We start from the raw sequence: 20339 nt of genomic DNA, 5'->3' as shown, positions 1-20339 counted from the left end.
TGTCAGCCGACGGTCTTGGGAGCGACGAGTCGGGTGGCGGCCCAGTCCTTGCTCACGGTCGCCGCCGTGGTCTGGGACAGGCCGGCGATGGGGGCCGCCTCCGCGATGTCGGCGGGGTCCACGGCGCCGGGCCGGCCCACCTTCGGGGTGAGCAGCCAGATGACGCCGCCACCGACCAGGTCGGTCAGGGAGTCGACCAGGCCGTCGACGAGGTCGCCGTCGTCGTCGCGCCACCACAGCACCACGGCGTCCACCACGTTGCCGTACTCGCCGTCGACCAGGTCCGCGTCGATGACGTTCTCCATGGCGACCCGGAGCTCGTCGTCGGTGTCGTTGTCCCAGCCGAGCTCCTGGACCACCATGCCGGGCTTGAGCCCCATCCGCTCGGCGGGTCCGGTCGGGTCAGATGAGCTGGAGCCGCCGGTGGCGGTCGATGTCACGGTGCTTCCTCCAAGTGGATCTTCGGGTTCGCTTCGGGCCGTACGACGTCTCCGCTGACGCGGGTCGAGGGACAGTCCAGCGGAGTCGGGTGGTGTGGCGCAACCCTGCGGGCCGCTTCGGGCCCGACCGTCCGATACTCGCGGGTAGATTTTCTGCTTGCTCCCAGGGTGGGACGATGGGTACGTGACCACCGACACCCCTACCTCAGGCCCCACCCCGGCCGCCTCCGTGGGTTCGTCCGCCACCGTGATCCACGAGGGCCTCCCGACCCAGCTTCCCGACATCGACCCGGACGAGACCCAGGACTGGATCGACTCGTTCAACGCCCTGATCGACGAGCGCGGGCGCGAGCGCGCCCGCTACGTCATGCTGCGGCTGTTGGAGCGGGCGCGCCAGAAGCAGGTCGGAGTGCCGGCCCTGCGCAGCACCGACTACATCAACACCATCCCCCCGGAGCGGGAGCCGTGGTTCCCCGGCGACGAGGAGACCGAGCGCCGCATCCGCTCCTACATCCGCTGGAACGCGGCCGTCACGGTCTCCAGCGCGAACCGCAAGGGCCTGGAGGTCGGCGGCCACATCGCCACCTACCAGTCCAGCGCGAGCCTCTACGAGGTCGGCTTCAACCACTTCTTCCGCGGCAAGGACCACCCCGGCGGCGGTGACCAGCTCTTCCTCCAGGGCCACGCCTCCCCCGGCATCTACGCCCGCGCCTTCCTCGAGGGCCGGCTGAGCGAGCAGCAGCTGCTCCGGTTCCGCCAGGAGGTGCAGCACGGTCCGGGCGCCGGCCTGTCGTCGTACCCGCACCCGCGGCTGATGCCGGAGTTCTGGGAGTTCCCGACGGTCTCGATGGGCCTGGCCGGGATCAACTCGATCTACCAGGCGCGGTTCAACCGCTACCTGGCCGGCCGCGGCATCAAGGACACCTCCGACCAGCGGGTCTGGGCGTTCCTCGGCGACGGCGAGATGGCCGAGCCCGAGTCGCTCGGTGCGATCCGGGTCGCCGCCCGCGAGGAGCTGGACAACCTCACCTGGGTGATCAACTGCAACCTGCAGCAGCTGGACGGCCCGGTGACCGGCAACGGCAAGATCATCCAGGAGCTGGAGGCCAACTTCCGTGGCGCCGGCTGGAACGTGATCAAGGTCGTGTGGGGCCGCGAGTGGGACGCGCTGCTGGCCCGCGACGTCGACGGCGTGCTGGTCAACAAGATGAACTCCACCCCCGACGGTGCGTTCCAGACCTTCTCGGTCGAGTCCGGTGCCTACAACCGTGAGCACTTCTTCGGCCCCGACCCGCGGCTGCGCGCGATGGTCGAGCACATGTCCGACCGGCAGATCGAGAAGCTGCCGCGCGGGGGCCACGACTACCGCAAGGTGTACGCGGCGTTCGACGCGGCGACCAAGACGGTCGGGCAGCCGACGGTGATCCTGGCGCACACCATCAAGGGCTGGACGATCGACGCCCTGGAGGGCAAGAACGCCACCCACCAGATGAAGAAGCTGACCAAGGACGACCTGAAGAAGTTCCGCGACCGGCTCTACCTGCCGATCAGCGACCGGGACCTGGAGAGCGCCTACGAGGCGAACGGCACCGCGCCGTTCTTCCACCCCGGGGCCGACTCCCCGGAGATCGAGTACATGCTCGAGCGGCGTCGCCAGCTCGGCGGCTCCCTGCCGAAGCGGGTCAACCGCTCGAAGATGCTGACCCTGCCGGGCGACTCCGTCTACGCGGAGCTGCGCAAGGGTGCGGGCAACCACAAGGTGGCCACCACGATGGCCGCGGTCCGCCTGCTCCGGGACTGGATGAAGGACCCGGAGATCGGCAAGCGGATCGTCCCGATCGCGCCCGACGAGTACCGCACGTTCGGCATGGACTCGATGTTCCCCTCGGCCAAGGTCTACGACCCGCTCGGACAGACCTTCGAGTCCGTCGACCGCAACATGCTGCTGCAGTACAAGATGTCGCCGCAGGGCCAGCTGCTCCACGAGGGCATCTCCGAGGCGGGCGCGATGGCCTCGGCGATCGCTGCCGGGTCGTCGTACACGACCCACGGCGAGCAGATGATCCCGTTCTACATCTTCTACTCGATGTTCGGTTTCCAGCGCACCGGCGACCAGATCTGGGCGATGGCCGACCAGCTCGCGCGCGGCTTCCTGGTCGGCGCGACCGCGGGCCGCACCACGCTGACCGGCGAGGGCCTGCAGCACGCGGACGGGCACTCCCCGCTGCTGGCGTCCACGAACCCCGCGGTCGTGCACTACGACCCGGCGTTCAGCTACGAGGTCGCGCACATCATGCGCTCGGGCCTGGAGCGGATGTACGGCTCCACCGAGGAGCACCCCCAGGGTGAGGACGTCATCTTCTACATGACCGTCTACAACGAGCCCGTCCCGCAGCCGGCCGAGCCGGCGGACCTCGACGTGGCGGGGCTGCTCAAGGGCATGTACCGGGTCACCGAGGTCGAGCAGGGCGAGGGCCCCCGCGTGCGGCTGCTCGCCTCGGGCGTCGGCTTCCCGTGGATCGACGAGGCGCGCCGCCTGCTCGCCGAGGACTGGGGCGTGCGCGCGGAGACCTGGTCGGTCACCTCGTGGAACGAGCTCGCCCGCGACGGCGTCGAGACCGGGAAGTGGAACCTGCTGCACCCCGACGAGGCGCCCCGTACGGCGTACGTCACCGAGGCGCTCGGCGACGACACCGCGCCCGTGGTGGCGGTCTCGGACTACATGGCCGCCGTGCCGCTGCAGATCTCGCCGTGGGTGCCGGCCGACTACCGGGTGCTCGGAGCGGACGGCTTCGGCTTCGCCGACACCCGCCCGGCCGCGCGCCGGTTCTTCCAGATCGACGCGGAGTCGGTGGTCGTGCAGGCGCTGTCCGCGCTCGCGGAGTCCGGGGAGATCGACCCCGCCCGCGTCGGTGAGGCGCTCGCGAAGTACCGGATCGACGACCCGACCGCGGTCGCCGACCGCAGCCAGGAGGGCGGCGCGGCCTGACCCGCCTCCCGCCACGACGACGGCGCCCGGTCACCCCGCGAGGGGTGGCCGGGCGCCGTCGCGTTCAGGCGGGAGCGCCGTCGGCCGCCTCGACGCTGACCAGCGGCGCGGGCCGGGCGGCCCCGCCCGCCTTGAGCATCCTGCGGAACCGCGCGCGGTTGTACGTCGCGGGCTCGGTGGTGGCGATGAACTCGTTGAGGATCGCCACGAACTGCTCGGGGTGGTCCTTGTGCGGGAAGTGCCCGGAGTCCGGGATGACCTCGACGTGGGCCTGCGGGGCCAGGAACGCCGCGATGCTGGCGTGCCGCACCGGGATCACCTGGTCGTCGCGGCCCCACACCACGGCGATCGGCATCACCTCGGTCAGGTAGGCGCGGTCGGCGATGGTCACGACCTGCCCTCGCCAGTCGATCACCGCCCGCACCAGGTGCCGGATCGCGTACCGGGTGCGCCGGTCCTTCCAGGAGTCGACGATCGCGGCCACCTCGCCGAGGTCGCGCACGTATTTGCGCGCCGGACCGGGCAGCTGGGCCGCGGTGCGCATCGCGGCGAGCTCCAGGTGCCGGATCCCGGGCAGGGTGAGGACGCCCATCGCAGCCGACCAGCCCGGCGCCTGGATCAGCTTGATGAACGGGGTGACCTCGGGGCCGAAGCCGCCGGTGGCCACCACGACGATCCGCTGCGTGCGCTCGGGGAACTGGTAGCCGAACTGCAGCGCGACACCGCCGCCGAAGCTGTGGCCCACCACCGTGGCCTTGTCGATGCCCAGCACGGTGAGCAGGTCCCGCATCCCGTTGGCGTAGCCCGCGACGGAGTAGTCGGCGCGCGGCTTGTCGGAGGCCCCGTGGCCGAGGAAGTCCGGCGCGATCACCGTGTAGCGCTTGGCGAGCTCGTCGATGACCGGCAGCCAGGTGGTGTGGTCACACCCCAGCCCGTGCAGCAGCAGGAGCGCCGGCCCCCGGCCCGCCTTGAGGTACGCACGGCGCTTGCCGTGCAGCACGACGTACTGCAGCTCGTGCTTGCCTGCCTGGTCCTGCGGCGCACTGTACGTGCTGGCGGCCATGGGCGTGCCTCTCACATGCGTGGGAGATGTGACGTTCGATTCAAGCACGCTGCGACCTGCCCCACACCCGGAGTGGGCCGAGTGTGACGCGTCCTACGCTGTCCCCATGTCCCCCACCGGGCCCGCGGAGCGGGCTGACGCCACCCGCCAGCTCCGTGCGGCATCCGGCTCGCTCGGCGCCGCGGCGATCGCCCGGATGGAGACCGACCTGGCGTGGTTCGGCGCGCTGAGCGCCGAGGACCGCTCCTGGGTCGGGATGATCGTTCACGCGGGCGTGAAGGGGTTCGTCGACTGGTTCGCCGACGGTGGCGGAAGCGACCCCGAGCAGGACGCGATGATCCACGTCTTCGGTGTCGCGCCGCGCGCGATGGCCCGCGTGATCGACCTGCGCCAGACGGTCGAGCTGATCCGGCTCACGATCGACGAGGTGGAGCGCAACATCGAGCGGCTCCTCGACGCCGAGGTGTTCGCCGACGTGCACGCCGGGGTGCTGCGCTACGGCCGGGAGATCGCCTTCGCGACCGCGGAGGTCTACGCCCGGGCGGCGGAGGTCCGCGGCCGCTGGGACGCCCGGCTGGAGGCGCTGGCCGTGGACGCCGTGCTGCGCGCGGAGACCGACGAGTCGGTGCTGTCGAGGGCCAGCGCAGTGGGCTGGTCCTCGCGCGGGCGGGTCGTGGTCGTCGCCGGCCCGGCTCCCGAGGAGGCCGCGGAGACCCAGACCGGCGTCTTCGACGAGGTACGACGCGCCGCCCGCGAGCGCGAGCTCGACGCGCTCAGCGCGGTGCAGGGCCACCTGCTGGTGGTGATCCTGGGCGGCGTGACCGACCCGGAGAAGGACGCCGCGGCCGTGGAGGGCTCGTTCGGCAAGGGCGCGGTCGTCGTCGGCCCGGTGGCCGGCGACCTCTCCCAGGCCCACGTCTCGGCGACGGTGGCGCTCGGTGCCCTGCGGGCCGCGGTCGGTTGGCCGGACGCGCCACGCCCGGTCTCCGCGCACGACCTGCTGCCGGAGCGGATCCTGGCCGGCGACGAGTCGGCCCGCATCGACGCCGTCGAGCAGGTCTACCGCCCGCTGGCCGAGGCCCGCGGCGAGCTGGTCGAGACGCTGGTGGCCTACTTCGCCAACGGCGCCGGCATCGAGGCGACCGCCCGCGGCCTGTTCGTGCACGCCAACACGGTGCGCTACCGGCTGGGCCAGATCGGCGACCTGACCGGCCTCACGCCGTCGGTGCCCCGCGACGCACTGGCGCTGCAGCTCGCCCTGATCCTGGGCCGGCAAGCGGCGTTGTAGGGATCTCACAACGCCGCGGCGTCAGATTCGTTCGTGGCGTAGCCACCGTTCGGGGCCAGATGACGGCAGGCTTGCACCGTGCTCGTCATCGTGGCCCCTGGGCAAGGGGCACAGACCCCCGGATTCCTGTCCCCCTGGCTGGAGGACCCCACCTTCGCCACCCGTCTGGAGTGGCTCTCCACGGTCGCCGGCATGGACCTCGCGCACTACGGCACCGAGGCGGACGCGGAGACGATCCGTGACACCGCGATCGCCCAGCCGCTGCTGGTCGGAGCCGGCCTGGTCACCTCGCTCGCCCTCTACCCGCACCCCGCCGACGCCTTCACCCGCCTGGGTGCGGTCGCCGGCCACAGCGTCGGTGAGATCACCGCCGCGGTGGGCGCGCGGGTGATCACCGCCGAGCAGGCGATGGTGCTGGTCCGCGAGCGCGGCAAGGCCATGGCGGACGCCTCCGCGGTCATGCCGACCGGGATGACCGCCGTGCTGGGCGGGGACCGCGACGAGGTGCTGGCCGCCATCGCCGCGCACGGCCTGACCGCCGCCAACGACAACGGGCCCGGCCAGATCGTCGCCGCCGGCACGATGGCGCAGCTCGAGGAGCTCGCCGCCAACGCCCCGGCGAAGGCGCGGGTGCGCCCGCTGCAGGTCGCCGGCGCCTTCCACTCCCCGCACATGGCGCCCGCGGCGGACCACGTCGCGCGGCTAGCCCGCTCGGTCTCGGTGCACGACCCGCGCACCCGCTTCATCTCCAACACCGACGGCACCGTCGTCCACGACGGCGCGGACGTGCTGCGCCGCATCGTCGGCCAGATCGCCCGTCCGGTCCGCTGGGACCTGTGCCTGGAGACGATGGCCGACATCGGGGTCACCGGGCTGCTGGAGATGCCGCCGGCCGGCACGCTGACCGGGATCGCCAAACGGTACTTCCGCGACCGCGGGATGAGCGTGGAGACGTTCTCCCTCAACACCCCCGACCAGATCGACGACGCACGCGCGTTCTGCCGCAGCCACGGCGAGGAGTCGATGATCGACGCCAGCCCCTCGTGGCGGATGGTTGTCTCCCCGGCCAAGGGCGTGTTCCACCGCTCCCCCGACGCCGCCGCCACCGAGATGCTCGAGCCGGGCGTCACCATCGGCGACGTGGCGAGCCTGCGCGACCGGTTCTCCGTGACGGCCGTCCACGGCGGCCAGGTGGTGGAGTGGCTCGTGGAGGACGGCGACCCCGTCGCCCCCGGCCAGCCGCTGCTGCGCCTGCACCCGACGGCCGTGCCCGCATGAGCGCAACGAAGACCATCCGCCAGGCCACCGGCCCCGCGGCGACCCGGCTGCTCGGCGTCGGGGCCTACCGGCCCGCCCGGGTGGTGCCGAACGCGGAGCTGGTCGAGGCGATCGACTCCAGCGACGAGTGGATCCAGCAGCGCTCCGGCATCCGCTCGCGCCGGATCGCCGACGAGTCCGAGACCCTGGTGTCGATGAGCGTCGCCGCCGCGACCGAGGCGCTCGCCTCCGCCGGCATCGCCGCCGGCCAGGTCGACTGCGTCATCGTGGCCACGGTCTCGCACATGCTCCAGACCCCCTCCGCGGCGACCGCGATCGCCCACGAGCTGGGCACCGAGCAGGCGGCCGCGTTCGACGTCTCCGCCGCCTGCGCCGGGTTCTGCCACGGCGTGGCGCTGGCCAGCGACATGGTCCGCGCCGGCAGCGCCGGCTACGCGCTGGTGATCGGCGTCGAGCGGCTCTCCGACGTCACCGACGTCACCGACCGCGGCACCGCGTTCCTGTTCGCCGACGGCGCCGGTGCGGTCGTGGTCGGGCCCTCCGAGACCCCCGGCATCGGTCCCGTCGTCTGGGGCTCCGACGGCGAGCACTACGACCACATCCGCTCGCGTGAGGACTGGCGCGACGTGGTGGCCTCGGACTCCCCCCGGATGCCGCACCTGGTCATGAAGGGCAACTCGGTCTTCCGCTGGGCGTCGTACTCGATGGCGAAGGTGGCCCAGCAGGCGCTCGACCGGGCCGGGATCACCGTGGACGAGCTCGACTGCTTCGTGCCGCACCAGGCCAACAACCGGATCACCGACACGATGGTGCGCACGATGGGCCTGCCGCCGTCGGTGCAGGTCGCCCGCGACATCGTCGACACCGGCAACACCTCGGCGGCCTCGATCCCGCTGGCGCTGCACCGCATGATCACCGAAGGGCAGGCACGCTCCGGCGACACCGCGCTGCTGGTCGCCTTCGGCGCCGGGCTGTCGTACGCCGCGCAGGTCGTCGTCGTCCCCTGATCGCTCCGCGATCCCCCCAGATTCTCGGCACCATCACGCAACCCTCAACAACACCATGGAGATGAAAATGAGCACCGAAGAGATCCGCGCCGCCCTCGCCGACATCGTCAACGAGGTCGCCGGTATCCCCGCCGACAGCGTGCAGCTCGACAAGTCCTTCAGCGACGACCTGGACGTCGACTCGCTGTCGATGGTCGAGGTCGTCGTCGAGGCCGAGGAGAAGTTCGGCGTCACCATCCCCGACGACCAGGTCAAGAACCTCAAGACGGTCGGCGACGCGGTCGCGTTCATCGAGCGCAACATCGCGGCCTGACGCGGACGTGACCGAAGCCATGTCGCGCACTCGCGTCGTCGTCACCGGGCTGGGCACCACGAGCCCGCTCGGTGGCGACACCGCCAGCACCTGGGAAGCGATGCTGGCTGGACGCTCCGGCGTCCGCCAGCTGGGCGAGATCGCCGACGGGCTGCCCGTGACCATCGGCGCCCCCGCGGCCGTCGACCCGACCGACGTCCTGGACCGGGTCGTGGCCCGGCGCCTGGACCGCACCTCGCAGCTGGCGCTCGTCGCCTCGCTCGAGGCCTGGGCGGACTCCGGGCTGGATGCGGCCAAGGAGGCCGGTGAGCTGGACGGCGACCGCTTCGGCGTCGCGTTCGCCTCCGGCATCGGCGGCGTGCACACGCTGCTGAGCAACCACTCGACGCTGCTCGAGAAGGGACCGCGGCGGGTCTCCCCGATCTCGATCCCGATGCTCATGCCCAACGCCCCCGCGGCGACCATCAGCCTGCGCCTCGGCGCCCGCGGACCGGTGAACACCCCGGTCTCGGCGTGCGCCTCGGGCAACGAGGCGATCGCCCTGGCGGCCGACCAGATCCGGCTCGGCCGGGTCGACGTCGCGCTCGCCGGCGGCACCGAGGCGGCCATCCACCCGCTGCCGATCTCGGCCTTCGCCAACATGATGGCGCTGTCGAAGAACGCCGGGGACCCGACGACGGTCTCCCGGCCCTTCGACACCGCGCGGGACGGCTTCGTCCTGGGCGAGGGGGCCGGCGCGCTGGTGCTGGAGTCGCTCGAGCACGCCCAGGCGCGCGGCGCCCGGATCTACGCCGAGCTGCTCGGCACCGGCATCACCGCGGACGCCCACGACATCGCCCAGCCTGACCCCGAGGGCCGCGGTGGGACGCGTGCCATCCGGGCCGCGCTGCGCGACTCGGGCATCGACCCCGCCGACCTCGTGCACGTCAACGCACACGCGACGTCCACGCCCCAGGGCGACGTCGCGGAGTCGCTGATGCTGCACGCCGTGCTCGGCTCCCGCGCCAACGACCTGGTCGTCACCAGCACCAAGTCGATGACCGGGCACCTGCTCGGCGGCGCCGGCGCCCTGGAGGGCGTCGCGACCGTGCTCGCCCTGCACCACCGGGTGGCGCCCCCGACGATCAACCTCGACGACCAGGACCCGCGGGTCGAGCTCGACGTGGCCACCAAGCCGCGGGACCTTCCGCAGGGCGACATCGCCGCCCTCAACAACTCGTTCGGCTTCGGCGGTGCCAACGTCGCCGTGCTCTTCGGGACGATGGGATGACCGTGACCACCAGCACCACTCCCCCCAGCACCACCTCCGGTGCCGTCAAGCCCGCGCGGGAGGACGACCCTCGTCACCCCGTCAAGCGGTTGACCGCACTCCTCGACTCGGGGTCACTGGAACTCCTCCCGTCCAGTGACCCCGACTGCGGCATGGTCGCCGCGACCGGCACGGTCGACGGCGCCCGCGTGGTGGCGTTCTGCTCGGACGCCACCGTCATGGGTGGCGCGATGGGCAACGACGGCTGCACCGTGGTCGTCGACGCCTACCATCGCGCGCTGACCGACCGCATCCCGATCATCGGGCTGTGGCACTCCGGCGGCGCGCGCCTCGCCGAGGGCGTGCTCTCCCTGCATGCCGTCGGCCGGATCTTCGAGGTGATGACCCGGGCCTCGGGCGTCGTGCCGCAGATCTCCGTGGTGCTCGGGCCCGCGGCGGGCGGTGCGGCCTACGGCCCGGCGCTGACCGATGTCGTCATCCTCGGCCCCGAGGGCCGGATCTTCGTCACCGGCCCCGACGTGGTCCGCTCGGTGACCGGCGAGGCGGTGGACATGCTCCGCCTCGGCGGACCCGAGCCGCACGGCCGGCGCTCCGGCGTCGTGCACGTGGTCTCCCCCACCGAGCAGGACGCGCTCGAGAAGGCCCGCAGCATCGCGGTCCTGATGGGCGCACAGGGCCGGGTGGACATCGCCAGCGTCGCGGACCGCGACCTCGCCGCGATCCTGCCGGAGAACCGCAAGCGGGCCTACGACGTGCACCCGCTGGTCGAGGGCATCCTCGACGAGGGCACCTCGGTGGAGCTGCACGCCGGCTGGGCGCCCAACATCGTCACCGCGCTGGGCCGCATGGGCGGGCGCACCGTGGGCGTGGTGGCCAACAACCCGCTGCGCCTCGGCGGCTGCCTGGACTCGCCCTCGGCGGAGAAGGCCTCCCGGTTCGTGCGTACCTGCGACGCGTTCGGCATCCCGCTGCTGGTCGTGGTCGACGTCCCCGGCTACCTGCCCGGCGTCGGGCAGGAGTGGGACGGCGTCGTACGACGCGGCGCGAAGCTGCTGCACGCGTTCGCCGAGTGCTCGGTGCCCCGGGTCACCCTGGTCACCCGCAAGTCCTACGGCGGCGCGTACATCGCGATGAACTCCCGCTCCCTGGGCGCCACCCGCGTGTTCGCGTGGCCCGGCGCGGAGATCGCGGTGATGGGTCCGCTGGCCGCGGTCCGGATCCTGCACCGCCGCCGCCTGGCGGAGGTCGCCCCCGAGCTGCGTGAGCAGGTCGAGGCGGAGCTGGCCGAGGAGCACGAGCGGATCGCCGGCGGCGTGGAGCGTGCCGTGGAGATCGGCGTGATCGACGAGATCGTGGAGCCCGCCCGGACCCGCACCGCGCTCGCGGCGGCCCTGGTCGCCGAGGTGCACCAGCACGGCGTACGACGCGGGGCGCACGGCAACATCCCGCTCTGAGCGGAGCGCCTCCTGGCCCCAGAACGCAGATCGGCCCGGCTCGTGGACACGAGCCGGGCCGATCTGTTTCTCGCCTACGGGGTCAGACCACCTGGTGGAGCCAGCGGACCGGTGCGCCCTCGCCGGCGTGCCGGAAGGTCTCCAGCTCGTCGTCCCAGGGCTTGCCGAGCAGCTTGTCGATCTCGTTCTCCAACGTCACCTCGCCGAGCGCTGCGCGTACGACGGCCGCCTTGAGCCGGTCCTCGGGGATCATGATGTCCCCGTGGAGGCCCGTGACGGCGTGGAAGACGCCGAGGTCCGGGGTGTACGAGTAGCGCGCGCCCTCCGTGGAGGACGTCGGTTCCTCGGTGATCTCGAACCGCAGGTGGTTCCAGCCCCGCAGGGCAGAGGCCATCTCCGCCGCCGCACCCGCCTTGCCGGTCCAGGAGAACTCGCACCGGTAGCTGCCGGGCTGTGCCGGCTGCGGTGTCCAGTGCGGGTTCACGGCGACGCCAAGTACACCGCCCACTGCCCACTCGATGTGAGGGCACAGCGCGGACGGCGCAGAGTGGACGTAGAAGACGCCCCTTGTTGCACTCATGCTTCCGGTCACCACGAACTCCTCGACTGCTTCCTACCTCCGGCGCGAGATACGCCTTCCCCAGCGGTCTCGGTCTCCTCGGTCGGATCGTCGTGAAACAGGTGGGTCACCATCGGATGAGTGACATCTGTGTAGTTATGACGCCCATTGTGGCCCATGAGACGGCCTGAGGCCAGGCTTTCGGGCCGTGTCCTGCGTACTCAGAGGCTCAGGTCGGCTGCCATCATCTCCTGCATCACCATCTGTCCGATCCCCAGACCGCCCAGGTGGCTCTCGCCGTCGATCGGGGTCAGCGTCGCCGACGGCAGACGAGACACGCAGTGCACGCCGTGCGCGAAGGGCACGATGTGGTCGTCATCGCCGTGCCACCAGCGCACCGGGACCGCGACATCGGCCAGGCGGAAGCCCCAGTCACGGGTGAAGAGCACCAGGTCGGCGACCGGCGCCGACGTCTGGAAACGGGAGCCGTTCAGCAGGTCGTCGAGGAACATCGCGCGGAACTCAGGGCGCGCGAGCAGCTTCCGGTCCCCGTCGGGCTGGAACGCGGCGTAGAGGTCGATCGCGGGCCCGGCGAGCGGTTTGACCACCCGGATCGCGTTGGTCAGCGCGAGCCCGACCGGAACCCGCGCCGCGGCCAGCAGCGGCGCCGCGTGCACCGCGATGCTGATCAGACCGCCCTCGGCGGCGTCGGGGCCGCGGGTGGGCGCGACGCCACCCAGCACGCCGACCCCGTCGATCCGGTGCGGCAACATCGCACCGGCGGCCAGGGCATAGGGCCCGCCACCGGAGAGGCCGATGACGCGGGCGCGCTCGATGCCCAGGGCATCCAGCAGGAGTGCCAGGTCCTCGGTCCAGTCGGCCACGTCCGGGTACAGGTGCGGGGTCGAGGAGCCGATGCCGGGGCGGTCGACGCCGATGATGCGCACCCCGGTCTCCTCGGCGTAGGAGCGCGCGTCGACGGGGATCTGCCGCCGGCCGCCGGGCGTGCCGTGCAGCCACACCAGCGCCGGTCCGCGCGGTGCGCCGTACTCGGCGAAGCTCAGGCGGCGCTTGCCGCGCACGGCCACGCTGCCCTCCAGCGTCGGGCGCCGGGGCTGCTGGGGAATGCGTAGGCCAAGCCTCATGGAGCGAGATTGTGACAGGTTCGTCACGTCCGCGGGGACGTTGTCCTATGGTTCGACCATGACCGTGGGGGATGACGCGCCGGCCAAGCCCGCGCCCGGACGCTGGCGGGTCCGGCGCCAGGAGCCGCACGAGCAGCCCCGAGAGCCCCGAGAGCCCCGGCAGCCCGGCGATCTCGCTCCGCACGTCCCCCGGCCGTCGTTCGCCTCCCGGCGGTGGCGCGTGGCGGTGTCCGTGCTGGCCCTGGCCGTGCTCGCCGGCTGGACCGTCTGGTACGCGACGACGCCGGCGGAGCTGGCCACCAGCGACCGCACCATCACCGCGGACGGCGTCGCAGGCACCCCGCTCTACATCGGCGTGTACGGCGCCCCGGACGGCCGCACCCTGCGACTGTCAGGGGTGAAGGTGCACGCCACCAGCAGCGCCGAGATGCGCATCTCGCCGCTGCTGTGCCGGCGCGGCACCGTCGGCGTGACCACCCGGCCGGAGCAGTTCTGTGCCGATCTCGTGGACACCGAGGGCGCCCGGATGGTGGGTGGCGACTCGATCGTGCTGCGGGTGGAGGCCGACCAGGCGACCATCGCGGTGATCGACCGGGTCAGCCTCGGCTACCGCGAGGACATCCGGTTCGGCACGCAGCCGGCCGGCTACCAGCAGGTCATCGTCACGATGAACGCGCGCCCCGACGCCGGCTGAGCCGGCACCGGGGCACGTCGACGACCGGCAAGCGCCGGACGCCCATTTCGTCAGTCGGTCACATCAGTCGCGCTCGACGCGCTTCTCGAGGTCCTCGGCACGCTCCGCGGCGTCGGTGAGCTCCTCGGCGTCGATCGCGTTGGTCTTGTGGAACCACGTCAGCGCGTCGTTGAGCCGGCCGGCCTGCTCGAGGGTGTCGGCGTAGGCGTAGCGCAGCCGGACGACCCAGGACTCCCGGCTCTTGTTGTTCAGCGGCGCGACCTCGAGCGTCCGCAAGGCGGCGTCGAGCTGCCCCATGTCACGACGGGCGCCGGCCTCGACGATGGTCATCTCGGCCTTGGCCTCGGGCGCGAACCGGGCGACCGACGGGCTCTTGGCCAGCTCCAGCGCACGGGTGGGGTTCCCCAGCGCGCGGTGGCAGTCCGCCATGATCGGCAGGTACGACGTCGCGCCGTTCATCCGCTTGGCGGCACGCAGCTCCGAGAGCGCCTCGGCGTAGTGGCCGGCGGCGTAGGCGGACTCGCCCACGGCCTCGCGCACCACCGCGATCCGCGGCGCGCGGGCCTTCGCGGCCAGCGTGTGCTTGTACGCCGTCTCCGGGTCCTCGTCGACGATGCGACCCGCGGCCGCGAGGTGGCGTGCCACGCGGGCGGCCAGCTTCTCGGGCAGGCCCTTGAGGTGTGCGCGCACCGACGGGCTCAGCTCGGCACCGGTGACGTCATCGGGGATCACGGGACCGTCGTAGGTCTCCTGGTCCACCGCACGCTCACGCTTCGGAGCTGCGTCGCGGGAGTCCATACGACGCGCACCGGCGCCCCGCTCCGGTCCACGGCCGGCCGAGGGGCCGCGCCGCTCGCCCTGCCGGCGGTCGTCCTGCCGGCGCTCACCGGGCTTCCGGTCGCGCTCGGTGCGGTCGGCCGGGCTCCGGTCGCCGGGCTTGCGATCCGACGTCCGGCGGTCCTGCCCGGCCTTGCCGCGGCCCTGTGCGCCGCGCTCGCTGCCGGCGCCGCGCGAGGGCGCGCCGGCCTTGCGGGGGCCGCCCCCTCGGGGGTCCGCCTTCTTGGGCGCGCCATCGCGCCGTCCACGCTGGTCTGCCACGGGAGTCTCCCTGAACGTCGTGTCGCTATTGAGTAAATGATGTCTGCAAAACAGAGTAGAGGCCACCCGAAGGTGGCCTCTACCTGAATGTTTGTCCGGCGGCGTCCTACTCTCCCACAGCCTCTCGGCTGCAGTACCATCGGCGCTGGCAGGCTTAACTTCCGGGTTCGGGATGGGACCGGGTGTTTCCCTGCCGCTATGGCCGCCGTAACTCTATGAACCCTCACTCCACCAGCCCACAGGGGTGTGGTGGTGTGGGGTTGAATCGTGGACGCGATGCGTGGTGCGCGGAATGTCATGTGTGTTCGTGTGTTGCCATGACCCGTGTGCACATCGGATTTGTTGGATGTGTTGGGGGTTTGTTGTGGCAAGTCTTCGGCCTATTAGTACCGGTCGGCTGGGCATTGCTGCTGTACACCTCCGGCCTATCAACCCAATAATCTGTTGGGGGCCTTAACCCACAAAGGGGTGGGAAACCTCATCTTGAAACGTGCTTCCCGCTTAGATGCGTTCAGCGGTTATCACTTCCGAACGTAGCCAACCAGCCATGCACCTGGCGGTACAACTGGCACACCAGAGGTTCGTCCATCCCGGTCCTCTCGTACTAGGGACAGCCTTTCTCAAGTTTCCTACGCGCGCGGCGGATAGGGACCGAACTGTCTCACGACGTTCTAAACCCAGCTCGCGTGCCGCTTTAATGGGCGAACAGCCCAACCCTTGGGACCTACTCCAGCCCCAGGATGCGACGAGCCGACATCGAGGTGCCAAACCATCCCGTCGATATGGACTCTTGGGGAAGATCAGCCTGTTATCCCCGGGGTACCTTTTATCCGTTGAGCGACAACGCTTCCACTCGCAGTTGCCGGATCACTAGTTCCGACTTTCGTCCCTGCTCGACATGTCTGTCTCACAGTCAAGCTCCCTTGTGCACTTACACTCAACACCTGATTGCCAACCAGGCTGAGGGAACCTTTGAGCGCCTCCGTTACTCTTTAGGAGGCAACCGCCCCAGTTAAACTACCCATCAGGCACTGTCCCTGAACCAGATCATGGCCCTAGGTTAGACATCTAGTACGACCAGAGTGGTATTTCAACGTTGACTCCACCCCCACTGGCGTGAAGGTTTCACAGTCTCCCACCTATCCTACACAAGCCGAACCAAACACCAATGCCAAACTATAGTAAAGGTCCCGGGGTCTTTCCGTCCTGCCGCGCGTAACGAGCATCTTTACTCGTAGTGCAATTTCGCCGAGTCCATGGTTGAGACAGCGCCCAAGTCGTTACTCCATTCGTGCAGGTCGGAACTTACCCGACAAGGAATTTCGCTACCTTAGGATGGTTATAGTTACCACCGCCGTTTACTGGGGCTTAAATTCTGAGCTTCGACTTGCGTCTAACCCGTCCTCTTAACCTTCCAGCACCGGGCAGGAGTCAGTCCGTATACATCGTCTTACAACTTCGCACGGACCTGTGTTTTTAGTAAACAGTCGCTTGGGCCTGGTCTCTGCGGCCCTTCACGCTCACCCAGCAAGTGGGGTCACGATCCGGGCCCCCCTTCTCCCGAAGTTACGGGGGCATTTTGCCGAGTTCCTTAACCATGGTTGTCTCGATCGCCTTGGTATTCTCTACCTGATCACCTGAGTCGGTTTGGGGTACGGGCGGCTCATGGCTCGCTAGAGGTTTTTCTAGGCAGCATAGGATCACCCACTTCCCCCCTACGGGGTCGGCATCACATCTCAGACTCACCCACCAAAGGGCTGCAACCCGGATTTGCCTAGGTCACGTCCTACATGCTTACCCGCCGTCTACCATCGCGGCGGTTGGGCTACCTTCCTGCGTCACCCCATCGCTTGACTACTACCGGATCGGGTCCCACGCTCCGCCCAGCCCTCTCACCCCGAAGGGATCAATAAGCTGGGTTTCGGGTGGTTAGCATCACCGGGCTCGTCATGGGCGCCATTTTGCCGGTACGGGAATATCAACCCGTTGTCCATCGACTACGCCTGTCGGCCTCGCCTTAGGTCCCGACTTACCCAGGGCAGATTAGCTTGACCCTGGAACCCTTGATCAATCGGCGCACGGGTTTCTCGCCCGTGATTCGCTACTCATGCCTGCATTCTCACTCGTGTCACGTCCACCCCTGGATCACTCCGGAGCTTCACCCGTGACACGACGCTCCCCTACCCAGCCACACCCCTGAACCACCATCAAGTGGGGCTTGGGTTACATGTGGCTGCCATGGCTTCGGCGGGCGGCTTGAGCCCCGCTACATTGTCGGCGCGGAATCACTTGACCAGTGAGCTATTACGCACTCTTTCAAGGGTGGCTGCTTCCAAGCCAACCTCCTGGTTGTCACTGCGACTCCACATCCTTTTCCACTTAGCCGCCTCTTAGGGGCCTTAGCCGATGGTCTGGGCTGTTTCCCTCTCGACTACGAACCTTATCGCCCGCAGTCTCACTGCCACGCTCACACTTACCGGCATTCGGAGTTTGGCTAACGTCAGTAACCTGGTCGGGCCCATCGGCTATCCAGTGCTCTACCTCCGGCAAGAAACACGCAACGCTGCACCTAAATGCATTTCGGGGAGAACCAGCTATCACGGAGTTTGATTGGCCTTTCACCCCTACCCACAGGTCATCCCCTCCATTTTCAACTGAAGTGGGTTCGGTCCTCCACGCCGTCTTACCGGCGCTTCAACCTGCCCATGGGTAGATCACTCCGCTTCGGGTCTAGAACACGCGACTCAAACGCCCTATTCAGACTCGCTTTCGCTACGGCTACCCCACACGGGTTAACCTTGCCACGTGCCGCTAACTCGCAGGCTCATTCTTCAAAAGGCACGCCATCACCCCAACACCACAAGTGGCAGCCGGGCTCTGACGGATTGTAGGCACATGGTTTCAGGTACTATTTCACTCCCCGCCAGGGGTACTTTTCACCTTTCCCTCACGGTACTTGTCCGCTATCGGTCATCGAGGAGTATTTAGGCTTAACGGGTGGTCCCGCCAGATTCACACACCATTCCAGGAGTGGCGTGTTACTTGGGAGATACCGAACACAGCCAGCCTCTATCGTCTACGGGGCTATCACCCGCTCCGGCACCGCTTTCCAACGGACTTCGACCTCAAGACTGGTTTCTGACTGTGCGCACCACCGGCAGATGGCACAACGACATTCCCACGACCCCCCACCTGCAACCCCTGCCGGGTATCACACAAGTGAGGTTTAGCCTCATCCGATTTCGCTCGCCACTACTCTCGGAATCACGGTTGTTTTCTCTTCCTGTGGGTACTGAGATGTTTCACTTCCCCACGTTCCCTCCACACACCCTATTTTATTCAGATGCGGGTAACTGGACATGACTCCAGCTGGGTTTCCCCATTCGGACATCCCCGGATCAACGCTCGGTTGCCAACTCCCCAGGGCATTTCGCAGGCTCCCAGTCCTTCATCGGCTCTCGATGCCAAGGCATCCACCATGTGCCCTTAACAACTTGCCCACAACAAACCCCAACACACACAACAACAAACAAACACGTCATGCACGAGATGGCCATATGGTTTCTCAAATCAGTTAAGAAACACCTTAACAATCACGAAACAACACAAACATTCACCACCCACAACCACACCCCACCACCAAGTTCCGAAGAACAAACTCCGAAGACTCAGGTGAGCTGCATGTGCGGGCGGATGCTCGCGTCCACTATCCAATAATCAAACAACCAGAAGCCCTACCAGCACCCACCACCCCAAACAGGTGATCGGCGTCTGATGCCTCAGACACCCAACAGCGTGCCATACACCCACAACCACACCAGCCCCCAGAAAGGAACCACCATGGCTGCAGAAGATCATTGTGTTCCACTAGTGAACACCCCAAAGAACAACCAGCACATTCGGCCGGCTGCGTGAGTGTGCTCCTTAGAAAGGAGGTGATCCAGCCGCACCTTCCGGTACGGCTACCTTGTTACGACTTCGTCCCAATCGCCAGCCCCACCTTCGACGGCTCCCCCCACAAGGGTTGGGCCACCGGCTTCGGGTGTTGCCGACTTTCGTGACGTGACGGGCGGTGTGTACAAGGCCCGGGAACGTATTCACCGCAGCGTTGCTGATCTGCGATTACTAGCGACTCCGACTTCATGGGGTCGAGTTGCAGACCCAATCCGAACTGAGACCGGCTTTTTGGGATTCGCTCCCCTCACGGGATCGCAGCCCTTTGTACCGGCCATTGTAGCATGCGTGAAGCCCTGGACATAAGGGGCATGATGACTTGACGTCATCCCCACCTTCCTCCGAGTTGACCCCGGCAGTCTCCCATGAGTCCCCGGCATTATCCGCTGGCAACATGGAACGAGGGTTGCGCTCGTTGCGGGACTTAACCCAACATCTCACGACACGAGCTGACGACAGCCATGCACCACCTGTACACCAGTATCAAAGAGACCTCTATCTCTAGAGGCTTCCGGTGTATGTCAAACCCAGGTAAGGTTCTTCGCGTTGCATCGAATTAATCCGCATGCTCCGCCGCTTGTGCGGGCCCCGTCAATTCCTTTGAGTTTTAGCCTTGCGGCCGTACTCCCCAGGCGGGGCGCTTAATGCGTTAGCTACGGCACGGAACCCATGGAATAGGTCCCACACCTAGCGCCCAACGTTTACGGTGTGGACTACCAGGGTATCTAATCCTGTTCGCTCCCCACACTTTCGCTCCTCAGCGTCAGGTAATGCCCAGAGAACCGCCTTCGCCACCGGTGTTCCTCCTGATATCTGCGCATTTCACCGCTACACCAGGAATTCCATTCTCCCCTGCATACCTCTAGTCTGCCCGTATCGAAAGCAAGCCATGAGTTAAGCCCATGGTTTTCACTCCCGACGTGACAAACCGCCTACGAGCCCTTTACGCCCAATAATTCCGGACAACGCTCGGACCCTACGTATTACCGCGGCTGCTGGCACGTAGTTGGCCGGTCCTTCTTCTGTACCTACCGTCACTTTCGCTTCGTCGGTACTGAAAGAGGTTTACAACCCGAAGGCCGTCATCCCTCACGCGGCGTTGCTGGATCAGGCTTCCGCCCATTGTCCAATATTCCCCACTGCTGCCTCCCGTAGGAGTCTGGGCCGTGTCTCAGTCCCAGTGTGACCGGTCACCCTCTCAGGCCGGTTACCCGTCAAAGCCTTGGTGAGCCATTACCTCACCAACAAGCTGATAGGCCGCGAGCACATCCTGGACCGAAAAAACTTTCCACCACCAACCCATGCGGGTAGTAGTCATATCCGGTATTAATCACCGTTTCCGGTGGCTATCCCAGAGTCCAGGGCAGATTACTCACGTGTTACTCACCCGTTCGCCGCTCGAGTACCCCGAAGGGCCTTTCCGCTCGACTTGCATGTGTTAAGCACGCCGCCAGCGTTCGTCCTGAGCCAGGATCAAACTCTCCATAAGAAAATTCAATACCTGACAACCAAACAAACCTGACAATGTTAATCGCCAGAATCATTTCATTGCCGAAAAACCCACACCAGCCATAAGCTGATGCATTAATTCACAACAATCATATGCATGACACACTGTTGAGTTCTCAAACATCACACGCACCGAGGTTCCCCGTTGCCGGATCTTCCTCGCGCTGATGGTTCCGTGCGCTCGGTATCGGTTCCGGTCTGTCCCAGGCCCACAAGGCCTGCTTTTCTGACCAGCGCCTGACTTCGCGCTCGGGATGTTCGCTGGGGCCGGAAGCCCT

General features: G+C 67.8%; 13 protein-coding genes and 3 rRNA genes. 8 read left to right on the top strand and 8 right to left on the bottom strand.

Features of this window, described 5'->3' with window-relative positions; genetic code table 11:
* Positions 1 to 2: 2 nt before the first annotated feature.
* A complete protein-coding gene (locus KG111_RS06210) occupies positions 3 to 380 on the bottom strand; it encodes a DUF3052 domain-containing protein (RefSeq protein ID WP_205293058.1) in 378 nt (125 codons plus the stop codon).
* A 244-nt stretch (positions 381 to 624) separates the two neighbouring features.
* Here KG111_RS06210 and aceE point away from each other — a divergent pair, with 244 nt between their 5' ends.
* Positions 625 to 3429 (top strand): pyruvate dehydrogenase (acetyl-transferring), homodimeric type, encoded by a 2805-nt coding sequence (aceE, locus tag KG111_RS06205; RefSeq protein ID WP_205293046.1) that lies wholly within the window; start codon positions 625 to 627, stop codon positions 3427 to 3429.
* A 64-nt stretch (positions 3430 to 3493) separates the two neighbouring features.
* Here aceE and KG111_RS06200 read toward each other — a convergent pair whose 3' ends face one another.
* Complete coding sequence (locus KG111_RS06200; protein ID WP_205293047.1) at positions 3494 to 4492, bottom strand: alpha/beta fold hydrolase; 999 nt, start codon at positions 4490 to 4492, stop codon at positions 3494 to 3496.
* 106 nt (positions 4493 to 4598) lie between these two features.
* On the opposite strand from KG111_RS06200, the gene KG111_RS06195 reads away from it, so the two are divergent.
* The 6 genes from KG111_RS06195 to KG111_RS06170 all read left to right on the top strand — a co-directional run bounded on the left by KG111_RS06195 (position 4599) and on the right by KG111_RS06170 (position 11102).
* Complete coding sequence (locus tag KG111_RS06195; RefSeq protein WP_205293048.1) at positions 4599 to 5780, top strand: PucR family transcriptional regulator; 1182 nt, start codon at positions 4599 to 4601, stop codon at positions 5778 to 5780.
* A 78-nt stretch (positions 5781 to 5858) separates the two neighbouring features.
* Positions 5859 to 7058 (top strand): acyltransferase domain-containing protein, encoded by a 1200-nt coding sequence (locus KG111_RS06190; RefSeq protein ID WP_205293049.1) that lies wholly within the window; start codon positions 5859 to 5861, stop codon positions 7056 to 7058.
* Positions 7055 to 8065, top strand: a complete 1011-nt coding sequence (locus KG111_RS06185; RefSeq protein WP_205293050.1) for a beta-ketoacyl-ACP synthase III — start codon at positions 7055 to 7057, stop codon at positions 8063 to 8065. The genes KG111_RS06190 and KG111_RS06185 overlap by 4 nt, the downstream gene beginning before the upstream one ends.
* A gap of 67 nt (positions 8066 to 8132) precedes the next feature.
* Positions 8133 to 8378 carry an acyl carrier protein gene (locus KG111_RS06180; protein ID WP_432806877.1) on the top strand — a complete coding sequence of 82 codons (246 nt, stop codon included), beginning with the start codon at positions 8133 to 8135 and terminating at the stop codon, positions 8376 to 8378.
* Positions 8379 to 8397: 19 nt separating this feature from the next.
* Positions 8398 to 9648: a beta-ketoacyl-[acyl-carrier-protein] synthase family protein gene (locus KG111_RS06175; protein WP_205293052.1), complete on the top strand. Its 1251-nt coding sequence runs from the start codon at positions 8398 to 8400 to the stop codon at positions 9646 to 9648.
* The gene (locus KG111_RS06170) at positions 9645 to 11102 is read left to right on the top strand and encodes an acyl-CoA carboxylase subunit beta (RefSeq protein ID WP_205293053.1); all 1458 of its coding nucleotides are present in this window, start codon (positions 9645 to 9647) and stop codon (positions 11100 to 11102) included. The genes KG111_RS06175 and KG111_RS06170 overlap by 4 nt, the downstream gene beginning before the upstream one ends.
* Positions 11103 to 11184: 82 nt before the next feature.
* On the opposite strand, the gene KG111_RS06165 is transcribed toward KG111_RS06170, so the two are convergent.
* Entirely contained in the window at positions 11185 to 11682 is a 498-nt protein-coding gene (locus KG111_RS06165; protein WP_205293059.1) for a DUF3145 domain-containing protein, read from the bottom strand.
* A gap of 200 nt (positions 11683 to 11882) precedes the next feature.
* Positions 11883 to 12806, bottom strand: coding sequence for an alpha/beta fold hydrolase (locus KG111_RS06160; RefSeq protein WP_205293054.1), 924 nt, complete (start codon positions 12804 to 12806; stop codon positions 11883 to 11885).
* Positions 12807 to 12864: 58 nt separating this feature from the next.
* On the opposite strand from KG111_RS06160, the gene KG111_RS06155 reads away from it, so the two are divergent.
* Complete coding sequence (locus KG111_RS06155; protein WP_205293055.1) at positions 12865 to 13500, top strand: hypothetical protein; 636 nt, start codon at positions 12865 to 12867, stop codon at positions 13498 to 13500.
* 63 nt (positions 13501 to 13563) lie between these two features.
* Here KG111_RS06155 and KG111_RS06150 read toward each other — a convergent pair whose 3' ends face one another.
* The 4 genes from KG111_RS06150 to KG111_RS06135 form a co-directional block, all read right to left on the bottom strand.
* Complete coding sequence (locus tag KG111_RS06150) at positions 13564 to 14598, bottom strand: tetratricopeptide repeat protein (RefSeq protein WP_205293056.1); 1035 nt, start codon at positions 14596 to 14598, stop codon at positions 13564 to 13566.
* A gap of 93 nt (positions 14599 to 14691) precedes the next feature.
* Positions 14692 to 14808 (bottom strand): 5S ribosomal RNA (rrf, locus tag KG111_RS06145).
* 153 nt (positions 14809 to 14961) lie between these two features.
* Positions 14962 to 18098, bottom strand: a 23S ribosomal RNA gene (locus KG111_RS06140).
* A 428-nt stretch (positions 18099 to 18526) separates the two neighbouring features.
* A 16S ribosomal RNA gene (locus tag KG111_RS06135) occupies positions 18527 to 20041 on the bottom strand.
* Together the 16S, 23S and 5S rRNA genes form the textbook arrangement of a ribosomal RNA operon.
* Between the last annotated feature and the right edge of the window lie 298 nt (positions 20042 to 20339).

This window comes from Nocardioides faecalis (assembly GCF_018388425.1).
GTDB classification, from domain to species: domain Bacteria; phylum Actinomycetota; class Actinomycetes; order Propionibacteriales; family Nocardioidaceae; genus Nocardioides; species Nocardioides faecalis.
The sequence above is the reverse complement of the archived record's forward strand: the minus strand, read 5'-3'. Positions and strand labels throughout refer to the sequence as shown.

What these genes read in the sequence shown, in the direction of transcription:
- KG111_RS06185 (WP_205293050.1), top strand. Translation starts at nt 7,055, where the DNA reads ATGAGCGCAACGAAGACCATCCGCCAGGCCACCGGCCCCGCGGCGACC.
- KG111_RS06210 (WP_205293058.1), bottom strand. Translation starts at nt 380, where the DNA reads ATGGGGCTCAAGCCCGGCATGGTGGTCCAGGAGCTCGGCTGGGACAAC.
- KG111_RS06160 (WP_205293054.1), bottom strand. Translation starts at nt 12,806, where the DNA reads ATGAGGCTTGGCCTACGCATTCCCCAGCAGCCCCGGCGCCCGACGCTG.
- KG111_RS06200 (WP_205293047.1), bottom strand. Translation starts at nt 4,492, where the DNA reads ATGGCCGCCAGCACGTACAGTGCGCCGCAGGACCAGGCAGGCAAGCAC.
- KG111_RS06175 (WP_205293052.1), top strand. Translation starts at nt 8,398, where the DNA reads ATGTCGCGCACTCGCGTCGTCGTCACCGGGCTGGGCACCACGAGCCCG.
- KG111_RS06165 (WP_205293059.1), bottom strand. Translation starts at nt 11,682, where the DNA reads ATGAGTGCAACAAGGGGCGTCTTCTACGTCCACTCTGCGCCGTCCGCG.
- KG111_RS06180 (WP_432806877.1), top strand. Translation starts at nt 8,133, where the DNA reads ATGAGCACCGAAGAGATCCGCGCCGCCCTCGCCGACATCGTCAACGAG.
- KG111_RS06155 (WP_205293055.1), top strand. Translation starts at nt 12,865, where the DNA reads ATGACCGTGGGGGATGACGCGCCGGCCAAGCCCGCGCCCGGACGCTGG.
- KG111_RS06170 (WP_205293053.1), top strand. Translation starts at nt 9,645, where the DNA reads ATGACCGTGACCACCAGCACCACTCCCCCCAGCACCACCTCCGGTGCC.
- KG111_RS06195 (WP_205293048.1), top strand. Translation starts at nt 4,599, where the DNA reads ATGTCCCCCACCGGGCCCGCGGAGCGGGCTGACGCCACCCGCCAGCTC.